The 14,743-nt window shown below is 63.2% G+C and carries 18 protein-coding genes; 4 read left to right on the top strand and 14 right to left on the bottom strand.

Annotated features, from left to right (window positions below; all coding sequences use genetic code 11):
• The first annotated feature begins 111 nt into the window (after positions 1 to 111).
• Positions 112 to 1,005 carry an RNA polymerase sigma factor RpoH gene (rpoH, locus tag PI87_RS17580; protein WP_442965498.1) on the top strand — a complete coding sequence of 298 codons (894 nt, stop codon included), beginning with the start codon at positions 112 to 114 and terminating at the stop codon, positions 1,003 to 1,005.
• A 68-nt stretch (positions 1,006 to 1,073) separates the two neighbouring features.
• On the opposite strand, the gene PI87_RS17575 is transcribed toward rpoH, so the two are convergent.
• The 5 genes from PI87_RS17575 to PI87_RS17555 form a co-directional block, all read right to left on the bottom strand.
• Complete coding sequence (locus PI87_RS17575) at positions 1,074 to 1,679, bottom strand: SCO family protein (protein WP_039599007.1); 606 nt, start codon at positions 1,677 to 1,679, stop codon at positions 1,074 to 1,076.
• Between the two features lie 68 nt (positions 1,680 to 1,747).
• Positions 1,748 to 2,689: a heme o synthase gene (gene cyoE, locus PI87_RS17570; protein ID WP_039599006.1), complete on the bottom strand. Its 942-nt coding sequence runs from the start codon at positions 2,687 to 2,689 to the stop codon at positions 1,748 to 1,750.
• 8 nt (positions 2,690 to 2,697) lie between these two features.
• Positions 2,698 to 3,789, bottom strand: a complete 1,092-nt coding sequence (locus PI87_RS17565) for a COX15/CtaA family protein (protein ID WP_039599005.1) — start codon at positions 3,787 to 3,789, stop codon at positions 2,698 to 2,700.
• A gap of 3 nt (positions 3,790 to 3,792) precedes the next feature.
• On the bottom strand, positions 3,793 to 4,449 hold the full coding sequence (locus tag PI87_RS17560) for an SCO family protein (protein ID WP_039599004.1): 657 nt from the start codon (positions 4,447 to 4,449) through the stop codon (positions 3,793 to 3,795).
• Between the two features lie 52 nt (positions 4,450 to 4,501).
• Positions 4,502 to 5,272: an SURF1 family protein gene (locus PI87_RS17555; protein WP_039599188.1), complete on the bottom strand. Its 771-nt coding sequence runs from the start codon at positions 5,270 to 5,272 to the stop codon at positions 4,502 to 4,504.
• 55 nt (positions 5,273 to 5,327) lie between these two features.
• Between PI87_RS17555 and PI87_RS17550 the strand changes: the two genes are divergently transcribed.
• Positions 5,328 to 5,537 carry a twin transmembrane helix small protein gene (locus PI87_RS17550; RefSeq protein WP_039599003.1) on the top strand — a complete coding sequence of 70 codons (210 nt, stop codon included), beginning with the start codon at positions 5,328 to 5,330 and terminating at the stop codon, positions 5,535 to 5,537.
• A 112-nt stretch (positions 5,538 to 5,649) separates the two neighbouring features.
• Here PI87_RS17550 and PI87_RS17545 read toward each other — a convergent pair whose 3' ends face one another.
• From PI87_RS17545 to PI87_RS17515, 8 genes are all read right to left on the bottom strand, one after another.
• Positions 5,650 to 6,510, bottom strand: a complete 861-nt coding sequence (locus PI87_RS17545) for a cytochrome c oxidase subunit 3 (RefSeq protein ID WP_039599002.1) — start codon at positions 6,508 to 6,510, stop codon at positions 5,650 to 5,652.
• An 80-nt stretch (positions 6,511 to 6,590) separates the two neighbouring features.
• Complete coding sequence (locus PI87_RS17540) at positions 6,591 to 6,803, bottom strand: DUF2970 domain-containing protein (RefSeq protein WP_039599001.1); 213 nt, start codon at positions 6,801 to 6,803, stop codon at positions 6,591 to 6,593.
• 4 nt (positions 6,804 to 6,807) lie between these two features.
• Positions 6,808 to 7,410 (bottom strand): cytochrome c oxidase assembly protein, encoded by a 603-nt coding sequence (locus PI87_RS17535; RefSeq protein WP_039599000.1) that lies wholly within the window; start codon positions 7,408 to 7,410, stop codon positions 6,808 to 6,810.
• A gap of 62 nt (positions 7,411 to 7,472) precedes the next feature.
• Positions 7,473 to 7,604, bottom strand: coding sequence for a cytochrome oxidase small assembly protein (locus PI87_RS29610; RefSeq protein ID WP_232314020.1), 132 nt, complete (start codon positions 7,602 to 7,604; stop codon positions 7,473 to 7,475).
• Between the two features lie 52 nt (positions 7,605 to 7,656).
• On the bottom strand, positions 7,657 to 9,261 hold the full coding sequence (gene ctaD, locus PI87_RS17530) for a cytochrome c oxidase subunit I (protein ID WP_039598999.1): 1,605 nt from the start codon (positions 9,259 to 9,261) through the stop codon (positions 7,657 to 7,659).
• A gap of 41 nt (positions 9,262 to 9,302) precedes the next feature.
• A complete protein-coding gene (gene coxB / locus PI87_RS17525) occupies positions 9,303 to 10,559 on the bottom strand; it encodes a cytochrome c oxidase subunit II (protein ID WP_039598998.1) in 1,257 nt (418 codons plus the stop codon).
• A gap of 47 nt (positions 10,560 to 10,606) precedes the next feature.
• Positions 10,607 to 11,149 (bottom strand): DUF2244 domain-containing protein, encoded by a 543-nt coding sequence (locus PI87_RS17520; RefSeq protein WP_039598997.1) that lies wholly within the window; start codon positions 11,147 to 11,149, stop codon positions 10,607 to 10,609.
• Positions 11,150 to 11,343: 194 nt separating this feature from the next.
• A complete protein-coding gene (locus PI87_RS17515) occupies positions 11,344 to 12,285 on the bottom strand; it encodes a methyltransferase domain-containing protein (RefSeq protein WP_039598996.1) in 942 nt (313 codons plus the stop codon).
• Positions 12,286 to 12,396: 111 nt separating this feature from the next.
• On the opposite strand from PI87_RS17515, the gene PI87_RS17510 reads away from it, so the two are divergent.
• Both PI87_RS17510 and trmL read left to right on the top strand, forming a co-directional pair.
• A complete protein-coding gene (locus PI87_RS17510; protein WP_039599187.1) occupies positions 12,397 to 13,119 on the top strand; it encodes a ComF family protein in 723 nt (240 codons plus the stop codon).
• Between the two features lie 108 nt (positions 13,120 to 13,227).
• Positions 13,228 to 13,698: a tRNA (uridine(34)/cytosine(34)/5-carboxymethylaminomethyluridine(34)-2'-O)-methyltransferase TrmL gene (gene trmL, locus PI87_RS17505; protein WP_039598995.1), complete on the top strand. Its 471-nt coding sequence runs from the start codon at positions 13,228 to 13,230 to the stop codon at positions 13,696 to 13,698.
• Between the two features lie 26 nt (positions 13,699 to 13,724).
• Here the strand turns inward: trmL and PI87_RS17500 are convergent, their stop codons facing one another.
• Positions 13,725 to 14,741 (bottom strand): NAD(P)H-dependent glycerol-3-phosphate dehydrogenase, encoded by a 1,017-nt coding sequence (locus PI87_RS17500; RefSeq protein WP_039599186.1) that lies wholly within the window; start codon positions 14,739 to 14,741, stop codon positions 13,725 to 13,727.
• Positions 14,742 to 14,743: the final 2 nt, after the last annotated feature.

Below are 14,743 nucleotides of genomic sequence, written 5' to 3'. Positions count from 1 at the left end.
TCCTATTAGCACTCTTCCGGTTGGAGTGCTAAGATGCCTTTCCAAACTTCCACTGGATTTCGACAGGAGTCCTGAGTGAACGCAGTCATTCCCGTGAACACCGTTTCCGCAATCGCCACCCAGCCGTCCGGCAACGCCGGTAATGGATGGGCGCTGGCGTTCCCCGGCAACCTCGGCAACATTGACGCCTATATCCAGAGCGTCAACCGCGTGCCGATGCTGTCGGCTGAAGAAGAACAACGTCTGGCCCGCGAGTACCGCGACGACGACAATCTCGACTCGGCGCGCCGTCTGGTGCTCTCGCACCTGCGCCTGGTGGTGTCGATCGCCCGCCAGTACCTCGGCTACGGCTTGCCGCATGCCGACCTGATCCAGGAAGGCAACATCGGCCTGATGAAGGCCGTCAAGCGCTTCGACCCGGATCAGGGTGTGCGTCTCGTCTCGTACGCGATGCACTGGATCAAGGCCGAGATGCACGAGTACATCCTGAAGAACTGGCGCATGGTCAAGGTGGCCACCACCAAGGCCCAGCGCAAGCTGTTCTTCAACCTGCGCAGCCACAAGCAGGATGCGCAGGCGACCTTCACGTCCGACGAGATCGACGCCGTGGCGGCAGAGCTCAACGTCAAGGGCACCGAGGTGCGCGAGATGGAAACGCGCCTCTCGGGCGGCGACATCGCGCTCGAAGGCCAGATGGACGACGGTGAAGAATCCTTCGCCCCGATCGCCTACCTGGCCGATACGCACAACGAGCCGACCCGCGTGATCGAGTCGCGCGGCCAAGACCGCATGCAAAGCGAAGGCATTGAAACCGCTCTCGCCAAGCTGGACGACCGCAGCCGCCGCATCATCGAGGCCCGCTGGCTGAACGTGAACGACGACGGATCGGGCGGCGCCACGCTGCACGAACTGGCTGACGAGTTTGGCGTATCGGCCGAGCGCATCCGCCAGATCGAATCGGCCGCGATGAAGAAGATGAAGGGAGCGCTGCAGGCCTTCGCCTAAGCTGCGCTCCTCGCAATAAGAAAGCCCGCCAAATTGGCGGGCTTTTTCTTTGGGTGCTGGCCGTCAGGTCATTCGGCCAGCAGCTGCTTGATGTCGTGCGCGATCGGCTCCGGGCCCTGGCCGTGCTTGATGAACAGCCGCAGGTTGCCCTTCGGGTCGAACATGTAGCTGCCGGCGGTGTGATCCATCGTGTAGTTGTCGGGCGAGCTGCCCGGCACCTTGCTGTAGAACACCTTGAAGTCGGAGGCGACCTTCTTCAGCTCCGTCTCATCCGCCGGGCGCAGGCCGATGAAGCGTGGGTCGAATGCCGGCACGTACTTGGCCAGCAAGTCCTGCGTATCGCGCTGGGGGTCGACGGTCACGAACAGCACCTGCACGCGGTCCGCATCCTTGCCGAGGGTGTCCATCACGGCGCGCAGCTCAGCCAGCGTGGTCGGGCAGACATCTGGGCAATGCGTGTAACCGAAGAACATCACGACGACCTTGCCGCGAAAGTCTTCCAGCGTGCGGCGCTTGCCGGTGTGGTCGGTCAGCGAGAAATCCTTGCCGAAGCTCTTGGCACCGGTGATGTCGAGGTTCGTGAAGGCAGGCTTGTCGCTGCAGGCAGACAGTGCCAGCACGGTAGCCGCCAGCGCAGCAAACAGAACAGCACGGAAGTTGTGGAAAGAGAGCATGGTCGTCGTCTTGGGGAGAGGCTGCTAGCGTAGCGCCAACTGCACACGCTTGCCCGCAGCCCCGTGCGTCACAGCGCCGCGCTCGCGGTCAGCGACGGGCCGAACTTGAAGTAGTGATCCACCAGCAGTGCCGCAAACAGGATCGACAGATAGATGATCGAGTAGCGGAAAGTCTTCTGCGCCAGCGCATCGGAGTAGTTGCGGTACATGCGCCATGCATAGGCGAAGAAACCGCCGCCCAGCACCAGTGCCGTCGCCAAATAGATGTAGCCGCTCATGCCGTACACGAACGGCAGGATGGTCGCGGCAATCATGATGAGCGTGTAGAGCAGGATGTGCAGCAGCGTGTACTTCTCGCCGTGTGTGATCGGCAGCATCGGTAGGCCGGACTTAGCGTAGTCGGCACGGCGGTACAGCGCGAGGGCCCAGAAGTGCGGCGGCGTCCAGGTGAAGATGATCAGCACCAGGATCCACGCTTCGGCCGGCACGCTATTGGCGACCGCCGCCCAGCCCAGCGCCGGCGGCATCGCGCCCGACAGACCGCCGATCACGATGTTCTGCGGCGTGGCCGGCTTGAGCAACAGCGTGTAGATGATGGCGTAGCCGATGAAGGTGGCGAAGGTCAGCCACATCGTCAGGTCGTTGGCGAACACATGCAGCGTCCACATGCCCGCGCCGCCCAGCACCAGTGAGAACAGCAGGATCTGCCGCGTACCCAGCTCGCCGCTGGCCGAGGGGCGCCAGGCCGTGCGGCGCATCATTGCGTCGATCTTGCGCTCGACCAGGCAGTTGATGGCAAAGGCCGCGCCAGCAAACAGCCAGATGCCGATCGCACCGCCGATCAGCACCGGCCACGGCACCATGCCCGGCGTGGCCAGGAACATGCCGATCACGGCGCAGAACACGGCGAGTTGCGTCACGCGCGGCTTGGTCAGCGCCGCATACTGCGATGCGGTGTGTCGCCAGCCAGGAAGTTGAGTGGAAGTTGTTGGGGTTGCCACAGTATTCATAAATTCGGTCAGACGGCGGCCACCGCCGCAGGCATCGGCGCGCGCGCATGTGCGAGGCCGATCAGGTAATGCAGACGCACCATCAGCAACAACAGCACCGCCGCGCCGCCGTTGTGCGCCACGGCAGCCAGCAGCGGCCAGCCGAGCACGATGTTCGACAGGCCGGTCGCAAGCTGCACGGCCAGCACAACAAGCAGCACCGTCGCCACACGGCCGATGCCGGTCACGCGCCGCGCACGCACACCCAGCCATGCCAGGTAGCTCAGCACCAGCACCGCAAACACGCGGTGCGTCCAGTGGATGGCAACCAGCGCGTCGTGCGAGATGAAATCACCGCCCGCGGTCTTGCCGAGCTGGCGCCAGAACGTGAAGCCGTGCGCGAAGTCCATCGCTGGCACCCACTGGCCGTTGCACAGTGGGAAGTCGGTACAGGCAAGCACCGCATAGTTGGTGCTGACCCAGCCGCCCAGCGCAATCTGCACGACGAGCAGTGCCAGGCCGATCGCGGCCGGCACGCGCAACGACGCGCCACGCTCTTCCACCACACGGGGCGCATCGTTCTTGCTGCCGAGCCAGATCAGCGATGCCAGCAGCGACATGCCGAGCAGCAGGTGCGTGACCACAATCGCCGGCTGCAGCTTGAGCGTGACCGTCCATGCGCCGAACGCGCCCTGCACGCACACCAACGCCAGCACCGCCGTCGCGTACCACGGGGACTGCTTCAGCTCGCGGCGCTTGACCCACGCCACCACCACGAGCGTGATGATCAGCACGCCCACCGCCATGGCGAAATAGCGGTGTGTCATCTCGATCCACGCCTTCATCCACGTGACCGGGCCGCTGGGCATGGCGGCTTGCGCGGCGTGGATGTCGTCAGCCGCGTGGAACGGGTTGGAGGTGCCGTAGCAGCCGGGCCAATCCGGGCAGCCCAGGCCGGAATCGGTCAGGCGCGTGAAGCTGCCGAACATGATGAGATCCAGCGTCAGGAACGCCGTGATCCACACCAGCTTGCGGTACTTGTTGCGATCCCCCTTGACCAGCACGTAGCACAGCGGGATCAGCGCAATCAGGATGCCGATGGAAGCAAGTTGCAGCAGCATGGCTTATCCGATGCGCGAATACTTGAGCAGCCGCGTGAGATCGCCGCGCACCTTCTTCGGGTCCGGGTCCTTCGGGAACTGCATCATCAGATTGCCGAGCGGGTCGATCAGGAAGATGTGATCGGTGGCCAGCGTCTTGCCGTCGGTCAGCCAGTCCTTGGGCAGCTCCGGCGCGCGCAGGAAACGTGCGGCGGCGTAGTCGTCGTTGTAGGCCTTCATCAGGCGCTGGTCAATCGCGCCGCGATCCGTGACCAACCACACGGGGACAATGCGATCACGGTCCGGCCCCTGACCGATGCGCAACTGGCGCATGGTGAAGAGCTTGCGCGCGCAGTTGTCGTCACAGGCGCTGTTGTCCACCGAGACCATCAGCCACTTGCCCTTGAGGCTGGCGAGCGGCACCTCGGCGCCGTGCTCGTCCTGCACCATCAGGCCGGTGGGGATGGGGCGCTGCGGCTCCACCAGCGAGCCGTACGCTGCCTTGCCGCCTGCCGGCGTGAAAACGTAGTACGCGAGGTACGACGCGATCACCGGCGAGGCACACACCAGCAGCAGGAGCAGCATCATCCAGCGGCCGCGGCGCGTGCGTGCGTCGATGCGCGGATCGGCAGGCGCGGCAAGTGTGCCCGGCGTGCCCGGAGCAGATTCCTGGTTCACCATGTGATTCCTAATACATTCAACTGCGGCACTAAGCCGCAATGCGTGTTCGTGTTCAGACGGACTCGGAAGAGCCCGCCAAGCGACGATAGCGTCGCACGCTGTAGACAACCATCAAGGTCAGCACCGCCGCCGCCATCGCGAACCACTGGAACGCGTAGCCGTAATTGCGGTCGGCACCCAAGTCTGCACGCGGCCAATCGCGCGCCAGACCGTCCTGCGCGTCGGATTGCTGCTCCACCACGAAGGGTTGTAGCGGCACGCCGATTTCGCGCGAAAAAGCGTCGAGGTCGATATTCTGCCTAAGTCGCTGGCCGACTTCACCTACCCCGTCTTTTGCCCCCAGGCTGTAGACACGGCTGGCATGTGGCACAGCAATCCCTTCGACCTGCACTTCACCCCCTGGCGTGGTGTACGGCGCGATGTGCGTACGGTCTGCTGGATCACGTGGCAGCCAGCCCCGGTTAACCAATACGGCGCGCCCACCTGCCCCTTCCAGTACAAATGGGATCAGTACTTCGAAGCCTGGCCGTGACACGCCATTGGTCGTATGCGGACGATTTTCGAGCAGCACCGTATGGGCCACATCAAACGTGCCTCGCAGCAGCACCGGCCGGTACAGCACCGCATCCGCCGCCACCGGCTGCGCAGTGATGCGTTGGGCCGGCGCATTCTGTAGTGCCTCGATGCGCGCCTGCTTGTCGATGCGCTCATGCGCACGCGACAACTGCCAGCGGCCCAGCGAACACATCAGTGCAATCAGCAACACGCCCGCCAGCATCGGCACCGGCGCAAACCACTGGCGCAGTGGCACCCGCGCAGTCATCGCGTCCACCCGGTGAGATAATGCACGGCAATCATTTTCAAGCTCTCAACCTTCCATGCGCATCGTTGTTGCCATCGCGTTCCTGCTGATCCTCGGCAGCCTTGCCTCTGCGCTGTTCTTCCTGATGCGCGACAAGGGAAACAGCAACCGTACCGTCCGCTCACTGATGTTCCGCGTCGGCTTCTCGATCGCGCTGTTCATCTTCATCCTGGTCGCAAACCGGTTGGGCTGGATTCACAGCACCGGCATCCGCTTCGGCCAGTAATCACCAGAGTCACCCGCACCAGAAAAACGAAAACGCCGCAGCGGTATCCCGTCTGCGGCATTTGTCGGCTTAGGCGCGGGGCGACAAACGCGTCGCCCCCATCCATTTGGCCTTACAGCCAGTACACCACCACGTACAGGCCCAGCCAGACCACGTCCACGAAGTGCCAGTACCACGCGGCGCCTTCGAATGCGAAGTGATGCTCCGGCGTGAAGTGACCCTTGATCACGCGACCCAGCACCACCGACAGCATGATCGCGCCCATCGTCACGTGGAAACCGTGGAAGCCCGTCAGCAGGAAGAACGTCGAGCCGTAGATGCCGGACGTAAGCTTCAGGTTCAGTTCGTGATAGGCGTGAATGTACTCGAACGCCTGGAAGCCCATGAACGTGAAGCCCAGGAGAATCGTCAGCAGCAGGCCTTGAATGACCTGGGCACGCTTGCCCTCACGCAGTGCGTGGTGGGCCCAGGTGAGCGTCACGCCCGAGGTCAGCAGCAGCGCCGTGTTGATGGTCGGGATCGGCCACGGGCCCATCGTCGTGAACGGTGCCACCGTGCCGGCCGGGCCAGCGTTCGGCCACAGTGCGTTGAAGTCGGGCCACAGCAGCTTGTTGTTCAGATCGCCCAGCCACGGCATGGCGATCTCACGGGCGTAGAACAGCGCGCCGAAGAACGCCGCGAAGAACATCACTTCCGAGAAGATGAACCAGCTCATCGACCAACGGAACGAGGCGTCCACGCGATCGCCATACTTGCCGCCCTCGGACTCGGAGATGGCATCGGCAAACCACGAACGCAACACGAACAGGAACCACAGCAGGCCGATCAGGAAAGTCCACGGTGCCCACGGTTGCGCGTTGACCCACGCTGCGGAACTCAGCAGCACGATCAGCAGACCGATACTTGCCGAAATCGGATGCCGCGACGGCCCGGGCACGAAGTAGTACGGAGCGTTCGCTCGATTCGCACTCATCTCTTTTTCTCCAGCTCTATTTTTTTAAGAATCCACTCGATGTTGCCCGGTCCATGCTGCGCAGACCGTCTCCTCAACCTTCAGCTGACGACTGCACGCACAATCATCAGCAGCACAAAAATGAACAGCGCCGTTGCCAGCAGCCCCGCGATGATCACGTGCACAGGATTGAGCTGTGCCATGTCACGGTCATGATCGCGCCCCTTGCGCACCCCGAAGAAGGACCAGAACACTGCCTTCATCGTCTGTGCAAATGATGCACGTCGCTTGGTCGCTTCCTTCAGGTCGTCCATGTCCTCACGTTCCTTTGTTCGGCATCGCCGGCGCAATGGCTGACGGTGCGTGGATTTCAAAGAAAGTGTAGGACAAGGTGATCGTTTTCACGTCTTTCGGAAGCTCCGGATCGATCACAAACACCACAGGCATTTCGCGCGACTCGTTGGCCGTCAGCTTCTGCTGCTTGAAGCAGAAGCACTCGATCTTCTTGAAGAACTCGGTTGCCTGCTTGGGCGCGTAACTCGGAATGGCCTGCGCCTCCACCGTACGCGCTTCCTTGTTCACCACCTCGTAGACGATCTGGTTGATCTCGCCCGGGTGGACTTCCATGCTGTTCTTGATCGGGCGGAAGCGGAACGGCCCTTGGCTGTTCGAATCGAACTCCACCGTGATCGTGCGCGTCTTGTCGACCTGCGAGTTGCGCAGCGCGCCGCCATCCTCATCACGCGTGTTCAGCACGTTGATGTTGGTGAGCTCGCAGATCTTCTTGTACAGCGGCACCATCGCGTAGCCGAAACCAAACATGATCACGACCACGATGGCCAGTTTGCCAAGCATGGTGCGGTTCAGGCCGCGTTCGATGGCCTTATCGTCTTGATGGTCTTGGGCCGGGGTCGGGCTCATATGCGGTCTTGCGAGATTTCGCGAGGTTTCTATTCAGCGATGGACGGATCGCATGTCCGGCGCTAACCGCCGAACACCACGCGCTTGAAAATCACACCCAGAAAGAAAACCAACGCGATGGTGGCAAGAATGAACCCCAGGCGGCGGTTGTTCGCGCGTTGCTCGGGCGTTGGGCTTTTTTCTGGATTCGACATCGTTGTTTGGCGGAGCGCGAGGCCGGCACCGGCCGACCTCGCGACACCTGAATTACTTCACGTGCGGCGGTTCTTCAAAGGTGTGGAACGGCGCCGGCGACGGCACAGTCCACTCCAGGCCTTCCGCGCCCTCCCACGGCTTGTCGGCGGCCTTCTCACCACCGCGGTACGACGGCAGCACCACGAAGAAGAAGAAGTACACCTGCATCAGACCGAAGCCCAGCGCACCGATCGACGCCACGGCGTTGAAGTCGGCGAACTGCTGCGGGTAGTCCGCATAGCGACGCGGCATGCCGGCCAAGCCCAGGAAGTGCATCGGGAAGAACGTGAGGTTGAAGGTGATCATCGAACCCCAGAAGTGGATCTTGCCGCGCGTCTCGTTGTACATGTAGCCCGACCACTTCGGACCCCAGTAGTAGAAGCCTGCGAACAACGCGAACAGCGAACCGGCCACCAGCACATAGTGGAAGTGCGCCACCACGTAGTACGTATCCTGCAGCTGGATGTCGATCGGGGCCACAGCCAGGATCAGCCCCGTGAGACCGCCGATCGAGAACACGAAGATAAAGCCCAGGGCGAACAGCATGGGCGTCTCGAACGTCATCGAGCCGCGCCACATCGTGGCCACCCAGTTGAACACCTTCACGCCAGTCGGCACCGCGATCAGCATCGTCGCGTACATGAAGAACAGCTGGCCGGTGACAGGCATGCCGGTCGTGAACATGTGGTGCGCCCACACGATGAACGACAGGATGGCGATCGAGGCAGTGGCGTACACCATCGAGCTGTAGCCAAACAGCGGCTTGCGTGCGAAGGCCGGCACGATCTGGCTGATGATGCCGAACGCCGGCAAGATCATGATGTACACCTCGGGGTGCCCGAAGAACCAGAAGATGTGCTGGTACATCACCGGGTCACCGCCGCCGGCAGCCGAGAAGAAGCTCGTGCCGAAGTGGCGGTCGGTCAGCACCATGGTGATCGCGCCTGCCAGCACCGGCATCACGGCGATCAGCAGGTACGCCGTGATCAGCCACGTCCAGCAGAACATCGGCATCTTCATCAGCGTCATCCCGGGGGCACGCATGTTGAGGATGGTCACGATGATGTTGATCGAGCCCATGATCGACGAGGCACCCATGATGTGCACCGCGAAGATCGCCATGTCCATGCCCGGCCCCATCTGCACCGACAGCGGCGCGTAGAGCGTCCAGCCGGCAGCCGTGGCACCACCCGGTGCGAAGAACGAGCCCACCAGCAGGATGGCTGCGGGCGGCAGCAGCCAGAAACTGAAGTTGTTCATCCGCGCGAAGGCCATGTCGGATGCGCCCACCTGCAGCGGGATCATCCAGTTCGCAAAGCCCACGAAGGCCGGCATGATCGCGCCGAACACCATGATCAGGCCGTGCATCGTGGTGAACTGGTTGAACAGCTCCGGATGGAAGAACTGCAGGCCCGGCTGGAACAGCTCAAGGCGAATCAGCAGTGCCAGCGTGCCGCCCGAGAGCAGCATCGCGAACGAGAACAACAGGTACAGCGTACCGATGTCCTTGTGGTTGGTCGCGAACAGCCAACGGCGCCAGCCGTGCGGATGATCGTGCGCGTGGTCGTCTCCATGACCGTGCGCGTGATCTTGCGGGTGCGTAACAGCGGTGCTCATCGCAAAACTCCTTGGATTCGTTTCGTCACGCAGACGATCAATCAGCTAGCGCTGCGGTCTTGCGCCGCATTCACTTGTTGGGTGGCCACCTTGCCGGCGGGCTCAGCAGCGGCAGTCTTGGCACCGCCGCCTTCAGGCATCTTGCCGCCGCGTGCGTCCTTCACTTGGGACGGTTGCAGCAGGTCACCGGTATGGTTGCCCCAGTTGTTTCGCTCATACGTGATGACGGAAGCGATTTCCACATCGTTGAGCGCCGAGGCCCAGGGCGGCATTGCCGCCTTGCCGTGCAGCACGATGTCCACGTGGCCGGCCAGCGGGCCGTTGGCGATCTTCGAGCCGTCCAGTGCGGGGAACGGACCGCCGCCCTTACCGTTCGGCTGGTGGCAGACCGCGCAGTTGGCGGTGTAGACCTTCTCGCCGCGCGTCTTCAGCTCATCCAGCGTGTAGGTCTTGTTCGGGTCATCCGCCTTGGCGGCCATTTCCTTCTTCTTGCCGTCGACCCACTTGGTGTAGTCGGCGTCGGACACGACGCGCACGACGATCGGCATGAAGGCGTGTTCCTTGCCGCACAGCTCAGCGCACTGGCCGCGGTACACGCCGACCTTCTCGGCCTTGAACCACGTGTCGCGCACGAAGCCCGGAATCGCATCCTGCTTCACGCCAAACGCCGGGATCATCCACGAGTGGATCACGTCGTTGGCGGTGGTGACGATGCGCACCTTGCGGTTGACCGGCACAACCACCTCGTTATCGACTTCGATCAGGTACGTGGTGCTCTTGGGCGCCTCGTTGTTGATCTGCTCGCGCGGGGTGGTGAGCGTGGAGAGGAACGAAATGCCCTCGCCCTCACCCTTCAGGTAGTCGTAACCCCACTTCCACTGATAGCCGGTGGCCTTGATGGTGAGGTCGGAATTGGTGGTGTCCTTCATCGCGACCACGGCCTTGGTGGCCGGCAGCGCCATCCCGATCACGATCAGGAACGGCACGATGGTCCAGATGATTTCGACGGTGGTGCTTTCGTGGAACGTCGCCGGCTTGTGGCCCAGCGATTTGCGGTGCTTGAAAATGGAGTAGAACATCACCCCGAACACACCGATGAAGATCACGATACAGATGATCAGCATCATGTAGTGCAGCCAATGAATCTCGGCGGCGATCTTGGTGACCGGGGGCGCGAGATTGAGCTGCATCACTGCGGGGCCGCCTGGCATGTCTTCCACTGCCAGAGCCGTTTGACCGAAGGCGAGGAGTGAGCCTGCCGCCAGCAAACTTGCCAATGTCTTATTCAACATTTTCATTTTTTATCTACCCAATTTACAGATTCCACTCTGCCCCGGTGCGCGGCTCATGAGACCTGGGTTGGTTGCCCTTGTCCCAAACACCGGGAAAGCTCGTTCGCAAGCCTGCGCCGCCCGGCCGGATCGAGAAATCGACCGACCTGCACGACACGTCCACCGGAATGCAGCGCAACCAGCTCCCGGAGGGACTCATTCTGCGGCTCGCCGAATTCGACGCGCACCCACTGCGGATTGAGCACATGGCGCAACCGCTGGCTGGCGCTCACCTGCTCGATCACCAGCGCGCCGTCTTCCAGCCAGACGTGCTCGTAATCTGAAGCGTGGCGGGCATAGTACAGCAACGCCCATCCGAGAATCGCGACCTCCAGCCCCGAGAAAGGCAACACCAACCACGCACCTTGCCACGCAAAGAACGAAGCGATCGCGAACGAGAGGATGACAATCGAGAGGTAGAACCAGCCGACCTGGCGAGGTGAAAGCGAACAGTTTCGCTTCATGAGCCAGTTCTTCTGCGGCGATTCCGGAATGCTGGAGGCGCCGCGTGCTGGCTGGAGCGCAGTATCAACGCCAACATTCGCAATGTCGTGCATTGAACCACTCCTGCCTCGGATGCATACCCGATCGGTTCGCCCGTGGCAAAAAACGGGATAGGCCTTAGGGGGGACTGCTGCGACAAACCGGCACAGTATATGGTCCCAATTGACCCCAAACAAGGTAAAGCGCCTTTATGCAAGTCCCGGCTTGACAAGCAGCTATCATTGCCGTCCCCGCATCAAGAACCGCCTCAGGCGCGCGGTTTGCGACCGATCTGGTCGACCGGGATCATCGCCCGCCCCTCATCATCCAGCGCTTGCCGCCGCGTGGGCGCCAGTTTCCAGGCATGGCCGTAGACGACCTCGAACGTGAGCGGAATCAGGCCCTCGGGATTGCGCTGGGCATCAAGCGCATCAAACAGCCGCTGGCGCCAGCGCGGCGTATGCAAGCCGGCCCCGGCCAGGCTGCGGCCGCTTTCATCCATCAGGCCAGCCATGCCGCCCAGCAGGTGCACGTCGGCCAGTAACGCCTGCGGTGTCTCGTAAGTGATGGTGAGCTGCTCCATGTCCATCACGGGCGTAGACCAGCGGCTGTGCACCAGCATGTCGCCAATGTCATGCATGTCGACAAAGCGCAGCGTGTGCACGCCCGGGTCGATGCCGGCCAAGGCGCTGCGCAGCTCGCGCAGAGTGTCCGGGCCAAACAGGCTGAACATCAGCAGACCGCCTTCCGTGGTGATGCGGTGCCACTCCGGAAAGATCGCGTGCGGGGATGGATCCCAGTGCAGCGCCAGGTTTGACCACAGCAGGTCGAACGAGCCATTGGCAAACGGCAAGGCGCGGAAGTCCGCCTGGGCGAAATCGAACACGGGGCGCTTCTTCAGCAGACGGCCGAGCCAGCCGGTGTCCGTGCGTTGCGGGTCAAGCTGCGTCGCCCGCGCCAGCATCGCGGACGACCAGTCGACGCCGCAGATCTGCGCATCCGGATACTGCGCGCGCAGCACCGCCAGGCCTTGCCCCAGGCCGCAACCGAGGTCCAGCGCGCGCGACGGCGCCAGCTTGATGTACGACAACCGGTCCTGCATCCGGGCCCCGACCTCGCGCAGCAGGAAGTCCACGTCGGCAAAACGTGCGGCACGGCGATCGAAAGCGCGCCGTAAGGCGGCAGGATGGGCGAGAACGGGATCGGACATCGGCAAAACCAGGCAGAAACTGCGGTCGCCAAGTATACCGGCGGGATGTTTCAGGCGCCGTCTGATGGCATATCGGCCGCAAATCGGCTGGGATGGCGGCTTTTGGCTGCGATGTCCCCAACCCTGTTGCGCCAATGGTTTCATGCCGGCCTGCGGCAGTTGTTGCCGTGCGCCTGCGCGCTGTGCGGCGCGGTCCAGCGTGAATTGGTCTGCGCCGGCTGCATGGGCGATCTGGCGCCGCTGCTGCATCGGCGGCGCTGCGTCCAATGCGCCATCGCGCTAGAAACCCGGCACGTCGCTCGACATTGCCCTGCCTGCCTGGCCGGCGCGCCGGACTTTGACGCCACCGTCGTCATTGCCGACTACGGTTGGCCGCTCGATCACCTTGTCACCGGATTGAAATTTCGAGCGCAGTTGCCGCTCGCTGCATGGTTGGCCGACCGTTTGAGGGACACGCTGACCGCAGCGTCGGGCGACTTGCCGGACCTCCTGTTGCCCGTGCCGCTGTCTGCCGCCCGCCTGCGCTCGCGCGGCTACAACCAAGCGTGGGAGATCACCCGGCGGCTGGGCAGGCAGCTCGCCATTCGCGCCACGGCCGATGGGCTGCGCCGTGTGCGCGACAATCCCGCCCAAGCCTCGCTCGACCGCGCAGAGCGCCTGGCCAACCTGCACGGCGCCTTCGAAGTAACGGACCCGGGCAGCATTGCGGGGCGTCACGTCGGTGTCATCGACGACGTGATGACCACCGGCGCCACCCTCGGCGAGATCGCCACCCAACTCAAACGCGCAGGCGCCGCGCGTGTCACCAATGTGGTTGCCTTGCGCACGCCCTAGTTACATGCTTATGCGACATTGTGTCGCGCCCCGGATGTGGCACTGTGGCGGAGTGACAACCCTCCGCAATGTAGATAAGCTCGCCGCCGAAATTTGCCTACCGCCATCATGTTCAACGTCGTCCTCGTCGAGCCCGAAATCCCGCCCAACACGGGCAATGTGATCCGCCTGTGCGCCAACACGGGCGCACAGCTGCATCTGATCGAGCCGCTGGGTTTTCCGCTCGAAGATGCCCGCATGCGCCGCGCCGGCCTCGACTATCACGAGTACGCGACGATGCGCGTGCACGCAGATTGGGAGGCCTTCCTGCGCGATGCGCAGCCCGATCCGACGCGCATGTTCGCGCTCACCACGCGTGGTTCCACACCGTTTGCCAGCATGGCCTTCCAGCCGGGTGACTGGTTCGTCTTCGGATCAGAAACGCGTGGATTGTCGGAGGAGCGCCGCGAGTGGTTTCCCACCTCGCAACGCATTCGCCTGCCGATGCGGCCGGACAACCGCAGCCTGAATCTGTCGAACACCGTAGCGGTGGTGGTGTTCGAAGCCTGGCGGCAGAACGGATTCGAAGGCGGCGCCTGAGGAAGGCGCTGCGCCTCAATATCGATTTAGCGCGCCGATTCCGATTTGGCGTCGCGCTGCAACAGACGATCCACCGCGCGTGCGGGCGCGAGACCTTCGAACAGGACTTCGCACACCGTAAAGGTGATGGGCATATCGACGCCCTTTGCGCGCGCCAGCGCCGCCACCGCGCGCGCGCAACGCACACCCTCCGCAACGTGGCCAAGACTGTGCAGGATGTCGTCCAGCGTGCGGCCCTGTGCGAGCTGCATGCCAACGGTGCGGTTGCGTGAGAGATCGCCCGTGGCGGTCAGCAGCAGATCGCCCATGCCGGTCAGGCCCATGAAGGTTTCCGGACGGCCACCCAGTGCGATGCCCAAGCGCGTCATCTCCGCCAAGCCGCGCGTCACCAGCGCAGCGCGCGCGTTCAGACCCAAACCCAGGCCATCCGCCGTGCCGGTCGCAATGGCCAGCACGTTCTTGACCGCACCACCCACCTCCACGCCGACGAGGTCATCGCTCGCATACACACGCATCGCGTGATGGTGGAAGCCGCGCTGCGTCAGCTTGCCCAGTGCGGCACTGGAAGATGCAACCGTCATCGCGCACGGCAAACCCTGCGCGACTTCCTTGGCAAAGCTCGGGCCGGATAGCACGCCCGTCACCAGATCCGTGCGACCGGTCTGCGCCAGCACCTCGGCCACGATGGCGTGTGGCAATGCGCTGGTCTGCGGGTCGAACCCCTTGCACAGCCAGATCACGTTGCGCACCGCCCCATGCGCGGCAACCGCGCGGGTCAAATCCGCCAGGCCTGCAACGGGTGAGGCAATCACAGCCAATGCGTCGTCGCCGGCAGCGTGATCGAGTGCGGTTTGCAGGTCAGCATCGAAACGCAGCGATGCCTGCAGCGCGATGCCCGGCAGGTAGGCCTCGTTGATGTGCGTGGCGGCCATCCGCGTGACAAGGCTGGCGTCACGCCCCCACAGCACGACATCGTGCGATTGCGCGGCATGGCTGGCCAGGGCAGTACCCCAGGCGCCGGCACCCAGAACGGAAATTCGCATGC

The organism is Ralstonia sp. A12, assembly GCF_000801955.1.
In the GTDB taxonomy this organism is placed as follows: domain Bacteria; phylum Pseudomonadota; class Gammaproteobacteria; order Burkholderiales; family Burkholderiaceae; genus Ralstonia.
The sequence above is the reverse complement of the archived record's forward strand: the minus strand, read 5'-3'. Positions and strand labels throughout refer to the sequence as shown.

Coding starts and splice junctions, on each gene's coding strand:
- PI87_RS17575 (WP_039599007.1), bottom strand. CDS start 1,679: ATGCTCTCTTTCCACAACTTCCGTGCTGTTCTGTTTGCTGCGCTGGCG.
- cyoE (WP_039599006.1), bottom strand. CDS start 2,689: ATGAATACTGTGGCAACCCCAACAACTTCCACTCAACTTCCTGGCTGG.
- PI87_RS17565 (WP_039599005.1), bottom strand. CDS start 3,789: ATGCTGCTGCAACTTGCTTCCATCGGCATCCTGATTGCGCTGATCCCG.
- PI87_RS17560 (WP_039599004.1), bottom strand. CDS start 4,449: ATGGTGAACCAGGAATCTGCTCCGGGCACGCCGGGCACACTTGCCGCG.
- PI87_RS17555 (WP_039599188.1), bottom strand. CDS start 5,272: ATGACTGCGCGGGTGCCACTGCGCCAGTGGTTTGCGCCGGTGCCGATG.
- PI87_RS17550 (WP_039599003.1), top strand. CDS start 5,328: ATGCGCATCGTTGTTGCCATCGCGTTCCTGCTGATCCTCGGCAGCCTT.
- PI87_RS17545 (WP_039599002.1), bottom strand. CDS start 6,510: ATGAGTGCGAATCGAGCGAACGCTCCGTACTACTTCGTGCCCGGGCCG.
- PI87_RS17540 (WP_039599001.1), bottom strand. CDS start 6,803: ATGGACGACCTGAAGGAAGCGACCAAGCGACGTGCATCATTTGCACAG.
- PI87_RS17535 (WP_039599000.1), bottom strand. CDS start 7,410: ATGAGCCCGACCCCGGCCCAAGACCATCAAGACGATAAGGCCATCGAA.
- PI87_RS29610 (WP_232314020.1), bottom strand. CDS start 7,604: ATGTCGAATCCAGAAAAAAGCCCAACGCCCGAGCAACGCGCGAACAAC.
- ctaD (WP_039598999.1), bottom strand. CDS start 9,261: ATGAGCACCGCTGTTACGCACCCGCAAGATCACGCGCACGGTCATGGA.
- coxB (WP_039598998.1), bottom strand. CDS start 10,559: ATGAAAATGTTGAATAAGACATTGGCAAGTTTGCTGGCGGCAGGCTCA.
- PI87_RS17520 (WP_039598997.1), bottom strand. CDS start 11,149: ATGCACGACATTGCGAATGTTGGCGTTGATACTGCGCTCCAGCCAGCA.
- PI87_RS17515 (WP_039598996.1), bottom strand. CDS start 12,285: ATGTCCGATCCCGTTCTCGCCCATCCTGCCGCCTTACGGCGCGCTTTC.
- PI87_RS17510 (WP_039599187.1), top strand. CDS start 12,397: ATGTCCCCAACCCTGTTGCGCCAATGGTTTCATGCCGGCCTGCGGCAG.
- trmL (WP_039598995.1), top strand. CDS start 13,228: ATGTTCAACGTCGTCCTCGTCGAGCCCGAAATCCCGCCCAACACGGGC.
- PI87_RS17500 (WP_039599186.1), bottom strand. CDS start 14,741: ATGCGAATTTCCGTTCTGGGTGCCGGCGCCTGGGGTACTGCCCTGGCC.